Origin of the sequence: Salinicola sp. RZ23 (genome assembly GCF_003206675.1) — a bacterium.
GTDB lineage: Bacteria > Pseudomonadota > Gammaproteobacteria > Pseudomonadales > Halomonadaceae > Salinicola > Salinicola endophyticus.
On the sequence record NZ_PZJK01000015.1, the window covers coordinates 96226 to 116719 of the forward strand.

A 20494-nucleotide genomic window follows, 5' to 3' on the forward strand; every position below is an offset into this window, starting at 1 on the left:
TGGGGGCGTGCATATAGAGGCGTAAGACGCCGTGGGGCGTGGCCCAAGGGGCCGCCCCGGCGTCGACGAGCGCGCTAGTATACTGATCAGGCCAGGGCAGGGCGACAGCGGCGGGCTGCCCGACGATGACGGCTCACGCATCCCCTGCCCGCGGCAGCAATCCGCCGAGCACGATGCGCTGGACGTTGTCGACGCTGGCAGCGAAGAAGTCCGGATCGGAGAGATCCTGACCGGAGATGGCCTGGATCTGCACCGCGAAATCGGCGTAGTGCTGGGTGGTGCTCCACAGCAGATAGATGAGGTGGTAGGGATCGACCGGGGAGAGCTGGCCGCTGTCGATCCAGTGCTGCACCGCACGCGACTTTTCGGCCATCATGCGGCGCTGGTCGGCCAGCACCTTGCCCAGCAGCGGTGCGCCCTGGATCACCTCCAGGCAGTAGAGGCGCGAGGCCTGCGGCTGATCCCGCGCGAGCTCGAGCTTGAGCTCGATATAGCGGCGGATGGCGGTCTCGGGCGGTGTGGTGGCGCAGATCAGGTCCATCGGCACCAGCCAGCTCTGCAGAATGCGCTCGAACACCGCCAGATAGAGTGTCTCCTTGCTGGCGTAGTGGTAGAGCAGATTGGTCTTGGAGACGCCGGCGAGTTCGGCGATGGCGTCGAGGCTGGCGCCATGCAGGCCGAACTGCGAGAACAGCGACAGCGCCGCGTCGAGAATCGTCTGGCGTCGTGCTTCGCTGGCGCGGGCCCGCGCTGTGGCCGGGCGGGAGGAGCTGGTCATGGGCTGCAACGCTGACTCATGGCTATCGTTCGTTACAGAGGCGGCCCGTGGGGGCAGATGTCGTGGCGCCGTGACGAGCCGTATCACCGCTGCTGGCCACCTCTCGGGATGGAGCATGTCACGGGGCGGTCATAGTAGGCGGGCTCCGCGATGGGCGTCAATGTCGCGCGCGCGCTCGCGTGCTACCCTACGCGCGCTCTGGCCGCGTCCGGCAAACGGGGCGTCGGGCTGGGGTTTTCCACTCGATATACTCTCGACTGCTGGCTCGACCGCGGGCTTCAACTGTGAAAAGGAGATCGCTGCGATGTTCACCGGGATCGTCCAGGATATGGGCAGCGTGGTCGCCATCGAACCACGCGAGCAGTTGCACACGCACGTGGTGGCAATGTCACCGGCGATGCGCGAAGGGCTGGCGCTGGGCGCATCGGTGGCCCACAACGGCTGCTGTCTGTCGGTCACCGCGATCGATGGCGAACACGTCAGCTTCGATCTGATGCGTGAGACCCTGCGCTTGACCAATCTCGGCGCGCTCAAGGTCGGTGATCGGGTCAACCTGGAGCGCGCCGCGCGCTTCGGCGACGAGATCGGCGGCCATGCCATGTCCGGGCACATCATGGGCATGGCGCGGCTGACCGAGATCGACGAAGCGCCCAACAATCGGCGGCTGTGGTTCGCGCTGCCCGCGGGGCTCGAGCGCTTCGTGTTCGACAAGGGCTATATCGGTATCGACGGCATCAGTCTGACCATCGGCGAGGTGCGCGGCGAGCGATTCTGCGTCAATCTGATCCCGGAGACGCTGGCGCGGACCACCATCGGCGAACGCCTGCCCGGCGATCAGGTCAACATCGAGATCGACCCGCAGACCCAGGCGATCGTCGAGACGGTGGAGCGCGTGCTGGCCGCCCGGGGCTAGTGCCTGCGTCCAGCACGCCGGTGGTGGTGGCACATGGGTCGCGTCGACGCGGCGGCTTGGGTAACATAAGCGCCTTTGTGCCTCGTCTTCTGGCGTGTGCTGTGGCCAGTGCCAGAATGTCAGTACCAGAGGGGCGGTACCCGCGAGTCAGCGGCCCGGGGACCCGCACCAGGATGCGCCGATTCCGGCCAATGGAGTTTCTTTAGATGAGCAGTATCTACGGCGACTATATCAAGTCGGTCATCCGTACCGTGCCGGACTGGCCCCAGCCCGGTGTGAACTTCCGTGACATCACGCCGCTTCTGCAGAACAGCGCCGCCTTCCGCAAGCTGATCGACAGTTTCGTGCACCGCTATCAGGAGCTCGAGGTCGATGCCATTGCCGCGATCGATGCGCGTGGTTTCATCGTCGGGGCGCCGCTGGCCTACGAACTGGGCTGCAGCTTCGTGCCGGTGCGCAAGAAGGGCAAACTGCCGTTCAAGACGATCAGCGAGACCTACACGCTGGAGTACGGTGAGTCCACCGTCGAGCTGCATTCGGATGCCTTCCGCGAGCACGACCGTATCGTGATCATCGACGATCTGATCGCCACCGGCGGCACCATGCTGGCCGCGGCCTCGCTGATCGCCCGCAGCGGTGGGCATATCGTCGAGCTGGCTTCGATTCTCGATCTGCCGGAGCTGGGTGGGTCGGCCAAGATTCGCGAGGCGGGCTACAGCGTCTTCTCCGTGTGCAGTTTCAACGAAGACGAGTGATTCACGCCGCCGCCGATCACCGGCGGCGGTGCCATCATCGGGTGGGACAAAGAGCATGAGCGCCAATCGTTATCATCAGCTATTCACGATCTCCTGGGATCAACTCCACCGGGACGTGCGCACGCTCTGCCACCATCTGGTCGAGCGTGACTTCAAAGGGATCGTCGCGATCACCCGCGGTGGTCTCATCCCCGCCGCCCTGATCGCGCGTGAACTCAACGTGCGCCTGATCGATACGGTGTGCATCAAGAGCTATGACGAGCAGTCCCAGGGCGAGCTCGACGTGATGAAAGGGGTCGAGCACGACGGGGACGGCTGGCTGCTGGTGGACGATCTGGTCGACACCGGCAAGACCGCGCGGGCGGTGCGTGAGATGCTGCCCAAGGCCCACTTCGTCACGGTCTACGCCAAGCCGGAAGGGCGGCCGCTTGTCGATCAGTATCTCACCGAGGTGGCCCAGGACTGCTGGATCCAGTTCCCCTGGGATCTGGGCCACGCCTACGTCGAGCCGCTGGTCGATCAGGTGCGCCCGCCCAAGCCGTGAGCGCGGCGCCCGCGAACCACAGCACCGCCCCCACCATCCACCCCTAGGGAGACTCCGGCATGCCTGCGAAAACGCCGCTGCCCGACAGCTGGAATGCTCAGCTGGGGGCGGAGTTCGACGCCGACTACATGCATCAGCTGCGCGCCTTCCTGGCGGCCGAGAAGGCCGCGCACAAGGTGATCTATCCGCACTCCTCGCACTGGTTCCGGGCTTTCGAGCTGACCCCGCTGTCGCAGGTCAAGGTGGTGATCCTGGGCCAGGACCCTTATCACGGCCCCAACCAGGCCCACGGACTGTGCTTCTCGGTGCGCCCGGGGGTGCCCACGCCGCCTTCGCTGCAGAACATCTACAAGGAGCTGGCCCAGGACGTCGGTACCGAGGCAGTCTCTCATGGCTTCCTCGAGCACTGGGCGCGCCAGGGTGTGCTGCTGCTCAACAGCGTGCTCACAGTGGAGCAGGGCAACGCCGGTTCGCACCGCAACCGCGGTTGGGAGCGCTTCACCGACCGCGCCATCCAGGTGGTCAACGAGCAGTGCGATGGCGTGGTCTTTCTGCTCTGGGGCAGCTACGCCCAGAAGAAGGCCAGCTTCGTCGATCGCCAGCGCCATCTGGTGCTGCATTCGGTCCACCCGTCGCCGCTCTCCGCCCATCGCGGTTTCTTCGGCCAGCGCCACTTCTCCCAGGCCAACGCCTTCCTCTCCGCCCGCGGGCGCGATCCCATCGACTGGCAGTTGCCGGCGACACCCGAGTGAGTGACGCTGCCACCCACGCGCGGCCCGGCGGCTGAGGCGCACGCCGGCGGGATGAGTTCGCGTCGCCGTGGGGCGCGCTTGTCGCGTACAATGGGCGTGTTTTTCAATGCTGACGAAGGCGCCTATTCATGAGTGTTCATCCCATCGCCCATCCGCTGGTTCAACATAAGCTCGGACTGATGCGGGCTGCCGATATCAGCACCAAGAGTTTTCGCGAGCTGGCCTGCGAAGTGGCCAAGCTGCTGACCTACGAAGCGACCCAGAACCTGGAGCTGGAGCCGGCGACCATCGAGGGCTGGAGCGGCGAGCCGATCGCGGTGGAGCAGATCAAGGGCAAGAAGGTCACCATCGTACCCATTCTGCGCGCCGGGCTGGGCATGCTCGACGGCGTCACCGACCTCATTCCCAGCGCGCGTATCAGCGTGGTCGGCCTCTATCGCAACGAGGAGACCCTGGAGCCGGTGCCCTATTTCGAGAAGTTCGTCAGTGCCCTCGACGAGCGCCTGGCGATCGTCATCGATCCCATGCTGGCCACCGGCGGCTCCATGGTGGCGACGCTGGACATGCTCAAGGCGCGCGGCTGTCAGCAGATCAAGGTGATCGTGCTGGTGGCGGCCCCGGAGGGCATCGAACGGGTGCAGCAGGCGCACCCCGAGGTCGAGATCTACACCGCGGCGGTCGACCAGAAGCTCGACGAGCACGGCTATATCGTGCCCGGGCTGGGTGACGCCGGCGACAAGATCTTCGGCACCCGGTGATCGCGGCTGCCGAGATCACCGGTGTGGTGCTGGCCGGTGGGCGCGGTCAGCGCATGGGCGGCGAGGACAAGGGCTGGGTGGAGCTGGCCCGGCGCCCGTTGATCGAGCATGTGCTGACGCGCCTGCGTCCCCAGGTCGGGGCGCTGGTGATCAGCGCCAATCGCCATCTGCCGCGCTATCGTGGCTATGGCGTACCGGTGGTCGTGGATAGCGAGCCCGATTTTCCCGGCCCGCTGGCCGGCGCGCTGGCTGCCATGCGTGTCGCCTCCACGCCCTGGCTGCTGCTGGCTCCGGTGGATACGCCCTGGCTGCCGCCCGATCTCTGCCGGCGGCTGGCACAGGCGGCGGGGCAAGCCGATATCGTCGTGGTGCATGACGGCGAGCGGCTGCAACCGTTGACGGCGCTGATGCGTACCTCGCTCGAAGAAGATATGGCGGGTTGGCTGGAGAGCGGCGCCGGGCGGGTACTCGACTTCTACCAGCGTCACCGCTGGTGCCAGGTCGACTTCGCCGACAGCCACGTAAGCTTTGCCAATCTCAACACGCCGCAGGAGCGCGAGCGCGCCGAACGCGCCCCCTGGGGGGATGAGGGTGAGAAATGAGTGAATCGCTGGCCGCATGCGCCGGTGGGATTCCGCTGCTCGGTTTAGTGGCGTGGAGCGGTACCGGCAAGACCACGCTGCTCGAGGCGCTGCTGCCTCGGCTGGCCGAGCACGGCTGGCCGGCGGCCGTGATCAAGCACGCCCATCACGCCTTCGATATCGACCAGCCGGGCAAGGATAGTCATCGCCTGCGCCAGGCCGGCGCCGCGCCCATGCTGGTGGCCTCCGGCAGGCGCTTTGCGCTGATGATGGAGACCCCGGGACGCGACGAGCCGGACCTGCCTGCGCTGGTGAGGCAGGTGTCCGCACTGCGTCCGGCGCTGATTCTGGTCGAAGGGTTCAAGCAGTGGCCGCTGCCCAAGCTCGAGCTCTATCGTGGCGAGCGTGACGAGCCGCTGCTGGCCATCGACGATCCCTGGGTCGAGGCGGTGGCGCTCAAGCCGGCCAGCGCCATCGCCGCGGCGCGTGAGCGCGTGGCACCGGGGGTGACGCTGCTCGACCTCGACGACCCCACGGCCATCCTGGCCTGGATTCTGGCCTGGGCCGAGCGCCGCACCGCGGTGTGAGATGCATCGCCGGGCCTGCCTGTGCCTGGCCCGCGGCGCGCGTGTCCGGGTCGAGTCGCTCGCGTCTGGACCGCGGCCCGCTTCGGGGTAACTGGCGAGCGGGCGTAGCGCCGGAAAATTAACTATGCTGAGGGTTTGGCGTAAGACTTTGAAAGCGAGGCGAATCCTGTCATGACCTTGACGCATCTCAACGCGCGCGGCGAGGCCCACATGGTCGATGTGGCCGACAAGCCGGAGAGCCGGCGGGAGGCGCGGGCGCGGGGACGCATCCGCATGCAGCCGGCCACGCTGGCGCTGCTGGCCGAGGGCGGCCTGCCCAAGGGCGACGTGCTGGCCACGGCACGTATCGCTGGCATCCAGGCGGCCAAGCGTACCCACGAGCTGATTCCGCTGTGCCATGCTCTGGCGCTATCGAAGGTGACGCTCGACTTCGAGCTCGACAGCGCGCAGAACTGCGTCTGGGTCGAAGCGTTCTGCCGCCTCAATGGCCGCACCGGAGTGGAGATGGAGGCGCTCACTGCGGTATCGGTGGCATGTCTGACGCTCTACGACATGTGCAAGGCGGTGGATAAAGCGATGATCATCGACGGCGTGCAGCTCGAGGAGAAGCGTGGCGGACGCTCGGGAGATTTCTCACGCCAGGCGACAGCGGACACGGCGCCGGCGGTCCTTGACGAGGGGGCATCCCTCGGCGAGACGCCGATCGTGGCGGTGCGCTTTCTCGCCGAGCTGCGCGAGCGCCTGGGGGAAGCCGGGACCGAACTCGATCCGGCGCAGCTGGCGGTGGCCGATATCGCCGGGGTCAAGCGTGCGCTGATGACGGCCGATCCGCGCTACGCCCTGCTCGGGGAAGGCCGGGTACTGGCGGCCTGCAACCAGGTCATGGCCTCGGATACGACGCCGGTGGCGCCAGGGGATGAGGTTGCCTTCTTTCCACCCGTGACCGGCGGCTAGCGACATGCGCCATGATGGAAAGCAGCCCGGGGAGCAAGATATGCAGATCGACATTCGCGTGCAGCAGGCGGCATTCGATGCCGCCGCCATGCAGCAGCGCCTGACCGCCGGGCGCCGCGATATCGGCGCGCTGGTGAGCTTCACCGGCCTGGTCCGCGATGTCAACGAGCGTCCCGACGTCCAGGCGCTGACCCTTGAGCACTTCCCCGGCATGACCGAGCAGGCGCTCGCGGCCATCGCTCGTGATGCCGGGGCGCGCTGGCCGCTCACCGGGGTCGGCGTGATCCATCGGGTCGGTCGGCTGGCACCGGGAGATCCCATCGTGCTGGTGATGGTGACCAGTGCGCATCGGCGGGCGGCCTTCGAGGCCTGTGATTTCATCATGGATCGGCTGAAGACGCGGGCGCCGTTCTGGAAGAAAGAGCATACGGCCAGTGGGGACTACTGGGTTTCTGAACGACAGAGCGACCATGACGATGCCGGTCGTTGGGAGCGAGCATGACAGCACTGATCGACGACTTCTCGCGCCGGGTGCGCTACGTGCGCATCTCGGTCACCGATCGCTGCGATTTCCGCTGCGTCTACTGCATGAGCGAGGAGATGACCTTTCTGCCACGGGCTCAGGTGCTCACCCTCGAGGAGCTCGAGCAGGTGGCGCGGGCCTTCACCGAACTGGGCGTGGAGAAGATTCGCCTGACCGGCGGCGAGCCCTTGGTGCGCCAGGGTATCGACGGTCTGGTCGAACGCATCGGCGGGCTGCCTGGCCTGCGCGAACTGGCCATGACCACCAACGGTGCCAGTCTGGGCAAGCACGCGGTCGCGCTCAAGCGCGGCGGCTTGTCGCGACTCAATATCAGTCTCGATTCTCTCGATCCGGGGCGCTTCCGTCGGCTTACCCGTACCGGTGATCTGGCCAAGGTGATCGACGGTATTCACGCCGCCCAGGATGCGGGCTTCGAGCGTATCAAGCTCAATGCGGTGATTCTCAAGGGGCGTAACGACGACGAAGTTCTCGATCTGGTCGACTTCGCCAGGACGGAAGGGTTGGACATCAGCTTTATCGAAGAAATGCCGCTGGGGGATGTCTCCGATCACTCTCGCGGCGAGACCTTTTATTCCAGCGACGATGTTCAGGCGCGGATCGAAACCCGGCATGCGCTGCTCCCCTCCGCCGAGTCTTCGCTGGGGCCTTCGCGCTATTTTCGGATGCATGACAGCGATAGCCGAATCGGTTTCATCTCCCCCCACAGCCATAACTTCTGCAGCACCTGTAACCGTGTTCGGGTCACCGTGGAAGGGCGCCTGCTGCTCTGTCTGGGTAACGAGCACTCGGTCGATTTGCGTCACACGCTGCGCCGCTATCCCGGTGAACTCGAGCCGTTGAAAGCGCAGATCGTGGCGGCCATGGCGCTCAAGCCGGAGCGCCATCACTTCACTACCGATGGGGATGTACAGGTCGTCAGGTTCATGAATATGACGGGAGGCTAATCGACTTCGCTACCCGGCAAAGGCTTCAGCGATTATTAAAAGGTCTGCACTTTGTGCCGGCCTTTTTTTGATTTAAATCCTTGCCAAACTATGCCTCGGGAATATACTTTCTGGAAATGATTCGGCGCAAAGCCGGCAATGCGCATGGTAAGGAGGGACGATGTCCACGGAATCTTTGGAACGTATCGCGCGCAATAAAAACGTGGCGCGCGCTGCTGCTCGTCAGCTGAGCATGGAGCAACTGCACAAGTTGTCCGAAGTGATCAATGAGGTGATCGAGCAGAAACAGCATGAAGATCACCAGCGTCAGCAAGAAGAGGCCGACAAGCAGCGCAAGCTCGCCGAGATTCGTGAAGCGATGAACGATGCCGGGCTGTCGATGGACGACCTGGTGGGCGAACAGCCGCGCAAGCGCCGGGGACGTCCGCCCAAGAATGCCAGCAAAGTCTGAGTGCTGGGATGGGTAGATGGGAGTTGATGTTGGCGGGTGCGGGATAGCGTCTGATAGCTGTTGGTGGTGGTGAGTCGCAAATTCTTTGGGATTGATGTCGTCAGGGTGCGGTAAGCGGTAAGCGGTGCCGCGATTCCTGAAACACACTACGGCGTCGAGCCCGGCGGAACCTCGCCAGCCGACATCACGACGTTGAACGGTTATGTGCGGGAGTCATCGGCTTTTGAGCCGTCACTGCCGTCAATTCGAAACGCGCCGAGCTTTGCTCGGCGCGTTTTTTCATGGCTGCGTTTCGCCTCGGCGCGACGGTGGGGGCGCGCAAACGGGGTCAGCGCTCAGCCGGAGGCCGAGCGCACTTCATGTTCTGGCTGCGGGTCGGCGGGCATCAGCTGTAGATGCAGCTCCGGCAACTTGGCCAGGTGTGCCTGCAGCCACTCGTTGAGCGGCGCGAACAGCTGCTGACGCAACTGCAGCAGGGACTCCGCCGGGGTGGCGTCGATGCGCTGGTCGAGCCAGTCTGCCAAGGCCTCCTCGTCCAGATCGAGCGCGCTCTCGCTATCCCACAGCAGTCTGCCGATACGCGTCCAGCCGGTTTCGGTCGGCAGCAGCGTGAGTGCGATCGACAGCGAGCTGGCGGCGCGGCGAGGGGTGGTGGCTGCGCCGGGGCGGCCGGCGCGGGTGCGTGGCGAAAGCAGCGTCGGCTGCAGATGGAAATGGCGGCGCGGGCTGAGTGTGCCGTTCTCCAGCGCCAGCAGGTCGCCGTTCACGACCCGCTCGGGCACTACGATGCCGAGCGTTTCGGCAAGCTCGCGGTGGGCTTCCTGATGGGTCAGCTCACCGTGCACCGGCAGCAGCAGTCGTGGCTTGAGCCAGCCGTAGAGCTGGCGCAGCTCGGCTCGTGCGGGATGCCCGGAGGCGTGCAGTGCCGGGTCGGAGTGCTCGTCGTGGATGTGAACGTCGAGGCGTTTGAAGCCGTTCTTGAGGCGTTCGATAGGGCGCTCGTTGCCGGGGATGGCGCGCGCCGAGAAGATGACGTGATCGCCCGCTTCCAGGTCCAGCAGCGGGTGGCGCCCCTGGGCGAGTCGCGACAGCGCCGAGCGCGGCTCCCCCTGGCTGCCGGTGGCGATGATCAGGATTTCTTCGGGCGGCAGATAGCCGAGATCGTAGGTTGGTACCGGGGGCGGAAAGTCCTCGAGATAGCCGAGCTGCTGGGCGATGGCGACCATGCGCTCCATCGAGCGTCCCAGCAGTGCCACGCGACGCCCACAGCGCGCGGCGATCTGCCCCAGCGACTGGATGCGCGCGAGGTTGCTGGCAAAGCAACTGACCGCGACCCGTCCTCGGCACTCGCGGATCACCGCCTCGAGGGCGGCGCCGGCTTCCGACTCGCTGCGCGAGTGGCCCTCGACGTCGGCATTGGTCGAGTCGGCCACCACCAGGTCCACCGGCGCCAGGCGCTCGAAGGGGCGCGAGTCGATCGGCGGACCGATCAGCGGGGCCGGATCGAGCTTCCAGTCGCCGGTGTGCAGCACGCGTGCCCCCGGCGTCTCGATCGCCAGCGCGCAGCTCTCGGGAATGGAGTGGGTGACCGCCACGAAGCTGACCGTGAAGGGCGTCTGTTCGACGCTGCTGGCGGGCGTCACCGGGCACAGCGCATCGGTGCGCAGACCGCGTTCCAGGAACTTGGCGCGCAGCATCTCGATCGCCAGCGGCGTGGCATAGACCGGACAGCCCCAGTGGGGCCAGATCCAGGCCAGGGCGCCGATATGGTCTTCATGGCCATGGGTGATGAAGACCGCCTCGGGGATCATGCCCTCCGCGGCCAGATGGGCCACGTCGGGAATCTGCAGCGGTGAGTCGGGTAGATCCTGGCGGATCATCATGCCGCAGTCGACCGCGATCCAGTGATCGTCGTAGCCATAGAGCGAAAGGTTCATGCCGATTTCACCGCAACCGCCCAACGGATGAAACAGCAGAGGCGGATAGGTACGGGGGCGAATGTGCACGCGCGGACGAAACATCGGCTTCCTTAACGGGAAAAGTCTCGACTCACTATAAGGCATCGTTCTCGACCCGCTCAAACCGGGATCTGAGCCCGGCGAGGCGAGCGCCGCAGCCACGGCGAATCGGGTACAATGCCGCAGCCCCGATCGCGGCGGGCATTGTCCCGCCGCTGCCGAGGCAGGTTGCGTCGTCGCGCCCGTCGTTGCGCGGCGACTTTTCGTTTCTTCGACCCTGTCAGCGTGAGTTATGCCGCACAATTATCGTTTGATCGTCTCCTGCCCCGATCGGGTCGGGATCGTGTCCCGGGTCTCGGGCTTCATCGCCGCCCAGGGTGGTTCCATCATCGAGGCCAACCAGCATTCCGATCTGGATAACGGGCGTTTTTTCATGCGCTACGACATTCAGTCGGAGGCGCTCGGCGCCGCGGCCTTCCGTGCCGAGTTCGAGAGCATCGCCCGCGAGTTCGCGATGGATTGGCGACTCAGCGATGCCAGCCGGCGTCAGCGGGTGGTGCTGATGGTATCGCGCGAGTCGCACTGCCTGGTCGACCTGCTCTACCGCTGGTCGGCGGGGGAGCTCGATTGCGATATCCCCTGCGTGATCTCCAACCACGACGATCTGCGCGCGCTCGTCGAGTGGCACGGCATCACCTTCCATCGGGTGAGCGTCGACCCCGCCGACAAGGCGCCGGCATTCGCCGAGGTCGAACGGCTGATCGCTGCGGCTGACGCCGACAGTGTGGTGCTGGCGCGCTACATGCAGATCCTTCCGCCGGCGCTGTGCGAGCGCTATGCCGGTCGCATCATCAATATCCACCACAGCTTTTTGCCCTCCTTCGCCGGTGCCAAGCCCTATCACCAGGCGTTCGAGCGTGGGGTCAAGCTGATCGGTGCGACCTGCCACTACGTCACCCAGGAGCTGGACGCGGGGCCGATCATCGAGCAGGACATTCAGCGGGTGTCGCACTGCCATACGCCCCAGGACCTGGTCCGGCTGGGGCGCGACGTGGAGAAGGCGGTGCTCGCACGTGGCCTGCGCTGGCATCTGCAGGACCGCGTGCTGATCCACGGCAACAAGACCGTCGTCTTCTCCTGAGTTCTGCCCCGGTGTGGTCGGCCTCTCGCCTGCGGCGTCAGGTCGGCTGCTCGCCGTCGAACAGGCTGAGCTGGCGCTGCTCGGCCTCCGGGGCCAGGCGCACGCCGACCCCGAGCAGACGCACCGGGCGGCCGCCGCGCTGCCAGGCGCTCTCCAGCAGTTCGTGGAAGCGTGCATGGATCACGCCCCGGGCGCCGGTCTCCTGGGTGGTGCTGGTGAAGTCGTGGAAGCGCACCTTGACGAACTGCTTGCCGATATCGGGGTTGCCGTGGCGGGCCAGGCGCTCGTCGAGCCGGGCGATCAGCGGTGCCAGTGCCTGGTGGCACTGGGCGAGATCCGGCAGATCGCTGTCGTAGGTGGTCTCGACGCTGACCGACTTGCGTTCGCGGGTGACGTTGACCGGACGGTCATCGATGCCGTGGGCCAGCTCGTGCAGGCGCTGGCCGAACTTGCCGAAGGCATCGATCAGCTGCTCCAGCGGCCGTGCGCGCAGCTCGGCGCAGGTAGCGATACCCAGCCCCTCCAGCTTGGCCGCGGTGGCGGGGCCGACCCCGTGCAGCTTGTTGACCGCCAGCCCCTCGATGAAGCTCGCCATCTGCGTGGGTGGAATCACGAACAGGCCATCCGGCTTGTCCCAGTCACTGGCGATCTTGGCCAGAAACTTGTTGGGCGCCACGCCCACCGAGACCACGATGCCCGTACGCGCGAGCACCTCCTGCTTGAGCCAGTGCGCCATCCAGGTCGCGCTGCCCTGGAAGCGGGTGACCTCACTGACGTCGAGATAGGCTTCGTCGAGGGAGAGCGGTTCCACCAGCGGGGTCAGCTCGTGGAAGACCGCCTGGATGTCATGCGAGACGCGGCGGTAGCGGTCGAAGTCCGGCGCCAGCAGCTTGAGCTCGGGGCATAGCCGCAGGGCGCGCGCGGTGGGCATCGCCGAGTGGATGCCATAGCGCCGGGCCGGGTAGTTGCAGGTGGCGATGACTCCGCGCTTGTCGGCACTGCCGCCGATCGCCAGCGGCAGGTCGCGCAGCCCGGGGTTGTCGCGCATTTCCACCGCGGCGTAGAAGCAGTCGCAGTCCGCGTGGAGGATCTTGCGCATGGCCGTTGGCGTCTACTGCAGGCCCAGGCCATTGCCGCCGCGGATGATCCCGACGCCGAGGCCCTCGATATCCAGCTGCTGATGCTCCAGGTCGACCTCGATGGGGGCGAAGTCGGGGTTCTCCGCCAGCAGGGTGACGCGGCGCCCGTGCCGCTGGAAGCGCTTGACCGTGACTTCGTCGTCGAGTCGGGCGACCACGATCTGACCGTCGCGCACCTCCTGGGTACGGTGCACGGCGAGCAGGTCACCATCGAGAATGCCGATGTCCTTCATCGACAGCCCGCGTACGCGCAGCAGGTAGTCGGCCCTGGGGGCGAAGTAGTCGGCCGGCAGCGGGCAGTAGCGGTCGATGTGCTCGGCGGCGAGGATCGGGCTGCCGGCGGCGACGTTACCCACGATCGGCAGCCCCGTCTCGACGGCTTCGACGGGCTCGGGTGCGCCGGCCGCAGCGGGCAGGCGGATCCCGCGGGAGGTCCCCGGAATCATGCGGATCACGCCCTTGCGATCGAGCGCGCGCAGGTGCTCCTCGGCGGCGTTGGGGGAGCGGAATCCCAGCGCCTTGGCGATCTCGGCGCGGGTGGGTGGATAGCCGAACTCGGTCATCGTCTTGACGATGAAATCGTAGACGTTCTGCTGCCGGGCGGTGAGCGGTCTCGACATTGGGCGTCTCCCCGGGGCCTGTCAGGGCTTGGTCATGTATACAGTCTGGAATTGTATCCAGTCCTGCTGGGCAGGGAAAGGGGTAGACAAAGGGAAAAGGGTGGGCAAGGAAAAGAGGGCGGCAGGGTGCCTTCGACGTTTGCCGCGATTGTGCCGCCGCGCCGGGAGTGGTTAGATTCAAAAGCGTTTTAAACAGGCGTTTTTCAGCTGATTCGACAGGCGTCGGCCGGCAGCTTCGGTGTCAGCGAGCAGCCCCCGATGTCGACAGGAAAGAGGTAGTCCATGGCCCAATCCGACACCGTGACCCGCATTCTCGACACCGCCGAGGTGCTGTTCGCCGAGAAGGGGTTCGCCGAAACGTCGCTGCGCAACATCACTACCCGGGCCAAGGTCAATCTGGCGGCGGTCAACTACCATTTCGGCTCCAAGAAGGCACTGATCCAGGCGGTCTTCGCGCGTTACCTCGACCCCTTCGCCGAGCGTCTCAATCACGCGCTCGACGGGCTCGAACGCCACTATGGCGGGCAGACCATTCCCCTCGAGGTGCTGCTCGAACGCCTCGCCGAAAGCGTGCTCGAGGTGCCGGCGGAGCGCCACAGTCTCAAGATCTTCATGAAGCTTCTTGGGCTGGCCTATACCCAGGCCCAGGGGCATCTGCGGCGCTATATTCAGGCGCACTACGGCGAAACCTTCCACCGATTCGTCGCCTGCTTGCGGCTGGCCACGCCGGAGCTGCCGGAGGCGGAGCGCTTCTGGCGCCTCCACTTCATGCTTGGAACCGTGGTGTTCACGCTCTCTGGGTTGGATGCGCTGCGCGATATCGCCGACAACGAGTACCACGAGCATGTCACCGTGCGCGATCTGATCCGGCGGCTCAAGCCGGTGGTGGCGGCGGGCATGCTGGCACCGCTGGAGTCGCCTGAGCCAGCAGCGACCTGACACGGTAGCGGCAGCGCCCTCTGTCATGACGCCGACGGGTCGTCTAGAATCGGGCGCTTCACGGTTTCAGGTAACGGCTATGACACAACCGCTGGGTCCGGTAATGCTGGACGTCGAGGGCACTCGACTGCGCGAGGAAGAGCGGCGGCTGCTGTCGCGCCCCGAGGTCGGGGGCGTCATTCTGTTTGCGCGCAATACCCCGGATGCGGGGACCACCCAGGCGCTGATCGGCGAGATTCGCGCCTGCCGACCGGACATTCTGGTCGCCGTCGACCAGGAGGGCGGTCGCGTGCAGCGGCTCAAGCAGGGCGTGACCCGGCTGCCGCCGATGGCGACCCTGGGGCGACAGTTCGCCGAGGCGCCGGAGGCGGCTCTGGCCCTGGCGCTGGATACCGGCTGGCTGCTGGGCATGGAGATGGCAGCGTGCGGTTTCGACCTGACCTTCGCCCCGGTGCTCGACCTCGACGATGACCAGTCGCCGGCGATCGGCTCGCGCAGTTTCTCCCCCGACCCGGAGGTGGTCGCGGCGCTGGCCGGCGCCTTCATCGATGGTCTGCATGACGCTGGCATGGTCGCCATCGGCAAGCACTTTCCCGGGCATGGCGGGGCGCGTCAGGATTCGCACCACGCCGTGGCCCGGGATTCGCGCTCGCTGGAGGCGCTGCGCGCGCACGATCTGGTGCCTTTTGCGCGGCTGGCAGGCAAGCTCGATGCGGTGATGCCGGCCCATGTGATCTTTCCCGCCTTCGACGAGCGCCCCGCGGGCTTCTCGCCCAGCTGGCTGGGGTTGCTGCGCGAAGAGCTCGGGTTCAAGGGGGCGATCTTCTCCGATGACCTGACCATGGCCGCCGCCCACGCTGCCGGTACCCCGGCGGCACGCGCCGAGGCGGCCTGGGCCGCCGGCTGTGACATGGCGGTGATCTGCAACGATCCCGCGGCAGCGCGGGAAGTGGTGGATGCCTGCAGCGGACGCCAGGCGCCGCGGATCGCCAAGCTGCGTTACGCCCGCGCCAGGCCGAGCCTCGAGTCGCTGGCGGTGATCTCGCGCTGGCGGCGCACCCATGCCCGTCTGGAAGCCCTCAACGAGGCGGAGTGATCCGCCCTCTGTCCAGAGGCGGCGCCGGCTCTGCCGGTGGCCGCCCGCTGCTATTGATACGGAATACGATGACCCAATCTACGCTCCCCGACGCGCTCAATTCGATGCAGGAGGTCATGGACAACGCCGACTGTCTGATCGACCAGGCCCAGGTAGAGCAGGCTCTCGACCAGATGGCTGCAGCGATCACCCATGATCTTGGTGACAAGCTCCCGGTGTTCTACTGCGTGATGAATGGCGGCCTGATCACCACCGGGCATCTGCTGCCCCGTCTCGGCTTCCCGCTCGAGGTCGACTATCTCCATGCTACCCGCTATCGCGGCGGGATCCGCGGTGGAGAGCTGTTCTGGCGGGTGTCGCCGGAGATTCCCATGGCTGGGCGCCATGTGGTGATCGTCGACGACATTCTCGACGAGGGCGCTACCCTGGCGGCGATTCTCGACTACTGTCGTCAGGCAGGTGCGGCGAGTCTCTCCACCGCAGTGCTGGTCGACAAGCAGCATGATCGCAAGGCCTCGCCGGACCTCAAGGCGACCTATTGTGGCCTGGAAGTGGTCGATCGCTACGTGTTCGGCTTCGGCATGGATTACAAGGGGTACTGGCGCAACGCCCCCGGTATCTTCGCGCCCAAGGACCTGTAAACGACACAGAGGCAGCGTGGTGCGTAGCGCTGCCTCTGTTTGCCTGGTCACTTCTCTTCGGCGCCCCTGCCAGGCGCGTCGCGCTGGTAAAGCCTGGGGCGAAGAGCGTATCGAGGGATATGATGAGGGGGAGACTTAGAGTTTGCCGGTCAGGAATTGCGCTTCACCCATGCCAAAGCTCCAGTCAGCATCTCCATTCTCGGTAATGGAGACCATGAGGTCCTGGGGTGAAATACCGCACTGGGATTCCAGGCGTTCGGCAAGCAGGGCGTAGAGCCGCTCTTTCTGGGGCTGTGTCCTGGCTTTGCTGACGATGCTGATCATCACCAGGTTGTCACTTCGACTGAACCCGAGGCCAGTGTCCTCGACGACCAGTTCATTGGGCTCGTGCTGGTGCACGATCTGATAGCGGTCGGTTGCCGGCACCTCGAAGGCTTCCAGCATTGCCTCATGGGCGGTATCCAGCAAGGCCTTGAGCGCTTTTTCGTCGCGTCCTTTGATCACATCAAAACGTAATAGCGGCACGGTGAGTTCCTCTTACAGTCGCCTGATGGCTTTCCCACATACCGGTCGGTATGGGTGGGGTTAACAAGAAGGAGTGGCTGTTTGCGTGCTAATGAGATGGGGCTCGTCGAGGATTTTTAAAGGCCGGTGGCGGTCAATGATATCGGCAACGGCCAACGCGCCCATGTCGATCGGTCAGGCACCGCTGCTCGAAGCGAACTCATGCGCTGCGGCCCGCGGCCGCCTCTGTCCATGGCGGCCCGCTACCGCCTCTGTCCATGGCGGCCCGCTACCGCCTCTGTCCATGGCGGCCCGCTACCGCCGCTTCTGCCCATCGCGGCCCACTGCTGCCACTTTTGTCTAGCGTAGACCGCTGTCGCCGTACTCTCTAGCGCGGGCTGAAGCGTCGCTGCAGACCCGTCTCGTTCATCATGCGCGTGGAGATCTCTTCGATCGAGAAGCGTGTGGTATCGATGAACGGGATGTTCTGGCGCCGGTAGAGCGCTTCGGCCTGCTCGATCTCCTGCATGCACTGATCCATTGAACAGTAGCGGCTGTTGGGGCGGCGTTCGGTACGGATCGCGGCCAGACGTCTGACATCGATGGTCAACCCGAACAGCTTGTGGCGATGCTTGGCCAGCGATGCCGGCAGGGCGAGGATGCCGTTCTCGTCTAGATCGTCCTCGGTCAGCGGGTAGTTGGCAGCGCGGATGCCGAACTGCAGCGCCAGATAGAGCGAGGTGGGCGTCTTGCCGCAGCGTGACACGCCGACCAGGATGATGTCCGCCTCCTCGTACTGATGGGTGCGCGCTCCGTCATCGTTGTCGAGGGCGAAATTCACCGCATCGATGCGGTGCATGTAGACATCGTCACGCCCCATGGCGTGGGCGCGGCCGACGGTGTAGGTGGAGTGGGTCGCCAGCTCCTCCTCCAGCGGCGCGAGGAAGGTCGAGAAGATGTCGACCATGAACGCTGGCGCCTCGGCGACGATCGCACGGACCGACTGGTCGACGATGGTGTCGATGACGATCGGGCGCGCGCCGTCGCGCTCGGCGGTGGCCTCGATCATGCCGACCAGCGAGCGCGCCTTGTCCAGAGTGTCGATATAGGGCTTGGTGACCAGGTGGAAGTCGGTGTTCTCGAACTGCGAGAGCAGGCTGCGTCCCAGGGTCTCGGCGGTGATCCCGGTGCCATCCGAGATGAAGAAGGCGGTGCGTGTCATGGTGGGCGGTCCTCGGCGTCGATGGCCCATTGTCGACCCGGATTTCCTGTCCGGGCAACCACTTGTGTCGGTTCCAGGGCGAATTCGTCGGCTGACTACAAGAACCGGGGAAAAGGCCGGATTCTTGTAGAAATACTCCAAACCCTACGCCCTTAAACTGCTGGCTAAGCGCGGGAACGGCTGTTAGCTTCTGGCTCCATCGAGGCGCAGAGGACGTGCCACAACGTCAGCCGAAACGAGCAGGAGAGGATCTTGGAACCCTTCATCATCACTTTCGATCAGTTGGGTATGGGCGATGTCGAGCGGGTGGGCGGCAAGAACGCCTCCCTCGGCGAGATGATTTCTAACCTGGCCGATGCCGGTGTCACCGTGCCGGGCGGCTTTGCCACCACCGCACACGCCTACCGCGAATTCCTCAAGCACGAAGGGCTCAACGACCGCATCAATGCCGAGCTCGCCACGCTGGACGTCGACGACACCGAGACGCTGGCCAAGGTCGGCGAGAAGATTCGCGGCTGGGTGATCGACACGCCGCTGCCGCCGGCCTTCGAGTCGGCGCTGGCGGATGCCTACCAGACCCTGCAGGCGCGCTACCCGCAGCTCAAGGTGGCGGTGCGCTCCTCGGCGACCGCGGAGGATCTGCCCGATGCCTCCTTCGCCGGTCAGCAGGAGACCTTCCTCAACATCGATGGCTTCGATAACGTCAAGCGCGCGGTGCACGAGGTGTTTGCCTCGCTGTTCAACGACCGTGCCATCTCCTATCGCGTGCACCGCGGTTACGCCCACGAGAACGTGGCGCTCTCCGCCGGGGTACAGAAGATGGTGCGCTCCGAGACCGCAGCCAGCGGCGTGATGTTCACGCTGGACACCGAGTCCGGCTACCGCGATGCGGTCTTCGTGACCGGCGCCTGGGGTCTGGGCGAGACCGTGGTGCAGGGGGCGGTCAACCCCGACGAATTCTACGTGCACAAACCGACCCTGGCGGCCGGTCGGCCGGCGGTGCTGCGGCGTACCCTGGGCTCCAAGCGGATCAAGATGGTCTATACCGATGACGCTGCCGCTGGCCGCTCGGTCAAGACGGTCGATGTCGCCCATGCCGACCGTCAGCGCTTCTGTCTCTCCGACGACGATGTGATGGCGCTGGCGCGCCAGGCCGTGACCATCGAGCAGCACTACGGCCGCCCGATGGACATCGAGTGGGCCCGGGACGGCGACGACGGCAGGCTCTATATCGTCCAGGCGCGGCCCGAGACCGTGGTCTCCAACCAGGATGCCGGCACCCTTGAGCGCTTCACTCTCAAGGAGAAGGGGCGCGTGCTGGTCGACGGCCGCGCCATCGGCCAGCGCATCGGCCAGGGCAAGGTCCGGCTGGTGGCGTCACCCGAAGAGATGCACAAGGTACAGAACGGCGACGTACTGGTGACCGACATGACCGATCCCGACTGGGAACCGATCATGAAGCGCGCCTCGGCGATCGTCACCAACCGTGGCGGACGCACCTGCCACGCGGCGATCATTGCCCGCGAGCTGGGAATTCCCGCAGTGGTGGGTTGCGGTGACGCCACCGCGCTGCTCGCAGATGGGCTCGAGGTCACCGTCTCCTGCGCCGAGGGCGACACGGGCCACGTCTACAACGGCAAGCTCGAGTTCGAGTGCCGTGCCACCAGCGTCGACAGCATGCCCGATATCCCGTTCAAGATTATGATGAACGTGGGCAACCCCGATCGCGCCTTCGCGTTCGCCGGGCTGCCCAATGCGGGCGTGGGTCTGGCGCGGCTGGAGTTCATCATCAACCGCATGATCGGCGTGCACCCGCGTGCGCTGATGGATTACGACAAGCTCTCCAGCGATCTCAAGCAGACCATCGACCTGCGCACCGCCGGCTATGCCGATCCGGTCAGCTTCTACGTCGATCGTCTGGTCGAGGGCATCTCGACGCTGGCAGCGTCGTTCTATCCCAAGCGGGTGATCGTGCGGCTGTCGGACTTCAAGTCCAACGAGTACGAAAACCTGATCGGCGGCAAGCTCTACGAGCCGGGCGAAGAGAACCCGATGCTCGGCTTCCGCGGCGCCTCGCGCTATCTCTCCGACGACTTCCGCCCCTGTTTCGAGCTGGAGTGCCAGGCGCTCAAGCGCGTGCGTGACGAGATGGGCCTGGACAACGTCGAGATCATGGTACCGTTCGTGCGCACCCCGGCCGAAGCCAAGGGGGTGGTCGAGCTGCTCGAGGCCAACGGTCTCAAGCGCGGCGAGAATCATCTTAAAGTGATCATGATGTGCGAGCTGCCGGCCAATGCGCTGCTGGCGGACGAGTTCCTCGAGTACTTCGACGGCTTCTCGATCGGTTCCAACGACCTGACCCAGCTCACCCTGGGGCTCGACCGCGACTCCGGCATCATTGCGCATCTCTTCGACGAGCGTGACCCGGCGGTGAAGAAGCTGCTGTCGATGGCGATCCAGGCGTGCAAGGCCCAGGGCAAGTACGTCGGCATCTGCGGCCAGGGCCCCTCGGATCATCCCGAACTGGCCAAGTGGCTGATGGAGCAGGGCATCGACTCGGTCTCGCTCAACCCGGACGCGGTGCTTGAGACCTGGTTCATGCTGGCCGGCGAAACCCTCGGCTGATTGTCGGCCAAACCTCGCTGCGCGAGGTGGCGTCATCCAGGCCGGTGC

At 65.5% G+C, this 20494-nt stretch carries 22 protein-coding genes; 16 read left to right on the forward strand and 6 right to left on the reverse strand.

All coding sequences use genetic code 11. From position 1 onward, the window contains the following. Nucleotides 1-133: 133 nt before the first annotated feature. Entirely contained in the window at nt 134-778 is a 645-nt protein-coding gene (rutR, locus tag DOM67_RS15235) for an HTH-type transcriptional regulator RutR (RefSeq protein ID WP_110677450.1), read from the reverse strand. A gap of 304 nt (nt 779-1082) precedes the next feature. Here rutR and DOM67_RS15240 point away from each other — a divergent pair, with 304 nt between their 5' ends. The 11 genes from DOM67_RS15240 (at nt 1083) to DOM67_RS15290 (ending at nt 8561) form a co-directional block, all read left to right on the forward strand. Beyond that, the gene (locus tag DOM67_RS15240) at nt 1083-1691 is read left to right on the forward strand and encodes a riboflavin synthase subunit alpha (protein ID WP_110677452.1); all 609 of its coding nucleotides are present in this window, start codon (nt 1083-1085) and stop codon (nt 1689-1691) included. Nucleotides 1692-1897: 206 nt separating this feature from the next. Next, a complete protein-coding gene (locus DOM67_RS15245; RefSeq protein ID WP_110677454.1) occupies nt 1898-2446 on the forward strand; it encodes an adenine phosphoribosyltransferase in 549 nt (182 codons plus the stop codon). Nucleotides 2447-2501: 55 nt separating this feature from the next. Continuing rightward, complete coding sequence (gene gpt / locus DOM67_RS15250) at nt 2502-2990, forward strand: xanthine phosphoribosyltransferase (RefSeq protein WP_110677459.1); 489 nt, start codon at nt 2502-2504, stop codon at nt 2988-2990. A 59-nt stretch (nt 2991-3049) separates the two neighbouring features. After that, complete coding sequence (ung, locus tag DOM67_RS15255; protein WP_110677460.1) at nt 3050-3742, forward strand: uracil-DNA glycosylase; 693 nt, start codon at nt 3050-3052, stop codon at nt 3740-3742. Between the two features lie 128 nt (nt 3743-3870). Beyond that, the gene (upp, locus tag DOM67_RS15260; protein WP_110677461.1) at nt 3871-4500 is read left to right on the forward strand and encodes a uracil phosphoribosyltransferase; all 630 of its coding nucleotides are present in this window, start codon (nt 3871-3873) and stop codon (nt 4498-4500) included. After that, nucleotides 4497-5102 (forward strand): molybdenum cofactor guanylyltransferase MobA, encoded by a 606-nt coding sequence (gene mobA / locus DOM67_RS15265; RefSeq protein ID WP_110677462.1) that lies wholly within the window; start codon nt 4497-4499, stop codon nt 5100-5102. Before upp ends, mobA begins: the two co-directional genes overlap by 4 nt. After that, nucleotides 5099-5668 carry a molybdopterin-guanine dinucleotide biosynthesis protein B gene (mobB, locus tag DOM67_RS15270; RefSeq protein ID WP_110677464.1) on the forward strand — a complete coding sequence of 190 codons (570 nt, stop codon included), beginning with the start codon at nt 5099-5101 and terminating at the stop codon, nt 5666-5668. The genes mobA and mobB overlap by 4 nt, the downstream gene beginning before the upstream one ends. Nucleotides 5669-5839: 171 nt before the next feature. Continuing rightward, nucleotides 5840-6622, forward strand: a complete 783-nt coding sequence (gene moaC / locus DOM67_RS15275; RefSeq protein WP_110677466.1) for a cyclic pyranopterin monophosphate synthase MoaC — start codon at nt 5840-5842, stop codon at nt 6620-6622. A 40-nt stretch (nt 6623-6662) separates the two neighbouring features. Then, complete coding sequence (gene moaE / locus DOM67_RS15280; RefSeq protein WP_110677468.1) at nt 6663-7124, forward strand: molybdopterin synthase catalytic subunit MoaE; 462 nt, start codon at nt 6663-6665, stop codon at nt 7122-7124. After that, a complete protein-coding gene (gene moaA, locus DOM67_RS15285; RefSeq protein ID WP_110677470.1) occupies nt 7121-8110 on the forward strand; it encodes a GTP 3',8-cyclase MoaA in 990 nt (329 codons plus the stop codon). The genes moaE and moaA overlap by 4 nt, the downstream gene beginning before the upstream one ends. 160 nt (nt 8111-8270) lie before the next feature. Beyond that, complete coding sequence (locus DOM67_RS15290) at nt 8271-8561, forward strand: H-NS family nucleoid-associated regulatory protein (RefSeq protein WP_110677473.1); 291 nt, start codon at nt 8271-8273, stop codon at nt 8559-8561. A gap of 335 nt (nt 8562-8896) precedes the next feature. On the opposite strand, the gene DOM67_RS15295 is transcribed toward DOM67_RS15290, so the two are convergent. Continuing rightward, nucleotides 8897-10498, reverse strand: a complete 1602-nt coding sequence (locus tag DOM67_RS15295) for a ribonuclease J (protein ID WP_110677991.1) — start codon at nt 10496-10498, stop codon at nt 8897-8899. A 313-nt stretch (nt 10499-10811) separates the two neighbouring features. Here DOM67_RS15295 and purU point away from each other — a divergent pair, with 313 nt between their 5' ends. After that, on the forward strand, nt 10812-11660 hold the full coding sequence (purU, locus tag DOM67_RS15300; RefSeq protein ID WP_110677475.1) for a formyltetrahydrofolate deformylase: 849 nt from the start codon (nt 10812-10814) through the stop codon (nt 11658-11660). A gap of 37 nt (nt 11661-11697) precedes the next feature. Here purU and dinB read toward each other — a convergent pair whose 3' ends face one another. Both dinB and lexA read right to left on the reverse strand, forming a co-directional pair. Continuing rightward, on the reverse strand, nt 11698-12759 hold the full coding sequence (gene dinB, locus DOM67_RS15305) for a DNA polymerase IV (protein ID WP_110677477.1): 1062 nt from the start codon (nt 12757-12759) through the stop codon (nt 11698-11700). 12 nt (nt 12760-12771) lie between these two features. Beyond that, nucleotides 12772-13419, reverse strand: a complete 648-nt coding sequence (lexA, locus tag DOM67_RS15310) for a transcriptional repressor LexA (protein ID WP_110677479.1) — start codon at nt 13417-13419, stop codon at nt 12772-12774. A 282-nt stretch (nt 13420-13701) separates the two neighbouring features. Between lexA and DOM67_RS15315 the strand changes: the two genes are divergently transcribed. From DOM67_RS15315 to DOM67_RS15325, 3 genes are all read left to right on the forward strand, one after another. After that, nucleotides 13702-14358 (forward strand): TetR/AcrR family transcriptional regulator, encoded by a 657-nt coding sequence (locus tag DOM67_RS15315; RefSeq protein WP_110677481.1) that lies wholly within the window; start codon nt 13702-13704, stop codon nt 14356-14358. A gap of 79 nt (nt 14359-14437) precedes the next feature. Continuing rightward, nucleotides 14438-15454, forward strand: a complete 1017-nt coding sequence (gene nagZ / locus DOM67_RS15320) for a beta-N-acetylhexosaminidase (RefSeq protein ID WP_110677483.1) — start codon at nt 14438-14440, stop codon at nt 15452-15454. A 68-nt stretch (nt 15455-15522) separates the two neighbouring features. Further along, nucleotides 15523-16095 (forward strand): hypoxanthine-guanine phosphoribosyltransferase, encoded by a 573-nt coding sequence (locus DOM67_RS15325; RefSeq protein ID WP_110677485.1) that lies wholly within the window; start codon nt 15523-15525, stop codon nt 16093-16095. Nucleotides 16096-16230: 135 nt separating this feature from the next. Here the strand turns inward: DOM67_RS15325 and DOM67_RS15330 are convergent, their stop codons facing one another. Continuing rightward, entirely contained in the window at nt 16231-16620 is a 390-nt protein-coding gene (locus tag DOM67_RS15330) for a tautomerase family protein (RefSeq protein WP_110677487.1), read from the reverse strand. Between the two features lie 367 nt (nt 16621-16987). Then, nucleotides 16988-17821 carry a pyruvate, water dikinase regulatory protein gene (locus tag DOM67_RS15335; protein ID WP_110677489.1) on the reverse strand — a complete coding sequence of 278 codons (834 nt, stop codon included), beginning with the start codon at nt 17819-17821 and terminating at the stop codon, nt 16988-16990. 252 nt (nt 17822-18073) lie between these two features. Here DOM67_RS15335 and ppsA point away from each other — a divergent pair, with 252 nt between their 5' ends. Further along, complete coding sequence (ppsA, locus tag DOM67_RS15340; protein WP_110677491.1) at nt 18074-20446, forward strand: phosphoenolpyruvate synthase; 2373 nt, start codon at nt 18074-18076, stop codon at nt 20444-20446. The last annotated feature ends 48 nt before the right edge of the window (nt 20447-20494 follow it).

Bases quoted from the DNA above. Each gene is read 5' to 3' on its own strand.
- rutR (WP_110677450.1), bottom strand. From the start codon at position 778: ATGACCAGCTCCTCCCGCCCGGCCACAGCGCGGGCCCGCGCCAGCGAA.
- DOM67_RS15240 (WP_110677452.1), top strand. From the start codon at position 1,083: ATGTTCACCGGGATCGTCCAGGATATGGGCAGCGTGGTCGCCATCGAA.
- DOM67_RS15245 (WP_110677454.1), top strand. From the start codon at position 1,898: ATGAGCAGTATCTACGGCGACTATATCAAGTCGGTCATCCGTACCGTG.
- gpt (WP_110677459.1), top strand. From the start codon at position 2,502: ATGAGCGCCAATCGTTATCATCAGCTATTCACGATCTCCTGGGATCAA.
- ung (WP_110677460.1), top strand. From the start codon at position 3,050: ATGCCTGCGAAAACGCCGCTGCCCGACAGCTGGAATGCTCAGCTGGGG.
- upp (WP_110677461.1), top strand. From the start codon at position 3,871: ATGAGTGTTCATCCCATCGCCCATCCGCTGGTTCAACATAAGCTCGGA.
- mobB (WP_110677464.1), top strand. From the start codon at position 5,099: ATGAGTGAATCGCTGGCCGCATGCGCCGGTGGGATTCCGCTGCTCGGT.
- moaC (WP_110677466.1), top strand. From the start codon at position 5,840: ATGACCTTGACGCATCTCAACGCGCGCGGCGAGGCCCACATGGTCGAT.
- moaE (WP_110677468.1), top strand. From the start codon at position 6,663: ATGCAGATCGACATTCGCGTGCAGCAGGCGGCATTCGATGCCGCCGCC.
- moaA (WP_110677470.1), top strand. From the start codon at position 7,121: ATGACAGCACTGATCGACGACTTCTCGCGCCGGGTGCGCTACGTGCGC.
- DOM67_RS15290 (WP_110677473.1), top strand. From the start codon at position 8,271: ATGTCCACGGAATCTTTGGAACGTATCGCGCGCAATAAAAACGTGGCG.
- DOM67_RS15295 (WP_110677991.1), bottom strand. From the start codon at position 10,498: ATGAACCTTTCGCTCTATGGCTACGACGATCACTGGATCGCGGTCGAC.
- purU (WP_110677475.1), top strand. From the start codon at position 10,812: ATGCCGCACAATTATCGTTTGATCGTCTCCTGCCCCGATCGGGTCGGG.
- dinB (WP_110677477.1), bottom strand. From the start codon at position 12,759: ATGCGCAAGATCCTCCACGCGGACTGCGACTGCTTCTACGCCGCGGTG.
- lexA (WP_110677479.1), bottom strand. From the start codon at position 13,419: ATGTCGAGACCGCTCACCGCCCGGCAGCAGAACGTCTACGATTTCATC.
- DOM67_RS15315 (WP_110677481.1), top strand. From the start codon at position 13,702: ATGGCCCAATCCGACACCGTGACCCGCATTCTCGACACCGCCGAGGTG.
- nagZ (WP_110677483.1), top strand. From the start codon at position 14,438: ATGACACAACCGCTGGGTCCGGTAATGCTGGACGTCGAGGGCACTCGA.
- DOM67_RS15325 (WP_110677485.1), top strand. From the start codon at position 15,523: ATGACCCAATCTACGCTCCCCGACGCGCTCAATTCGATGCAGGAGGTC.
- DOM67_RS15335 (WP_110677489.1), bottom strand. From the start codon at position 17,821: ATGACACGCACCGCCTTCTTCATCTCGGATGGCACCGGGATCACCGCC.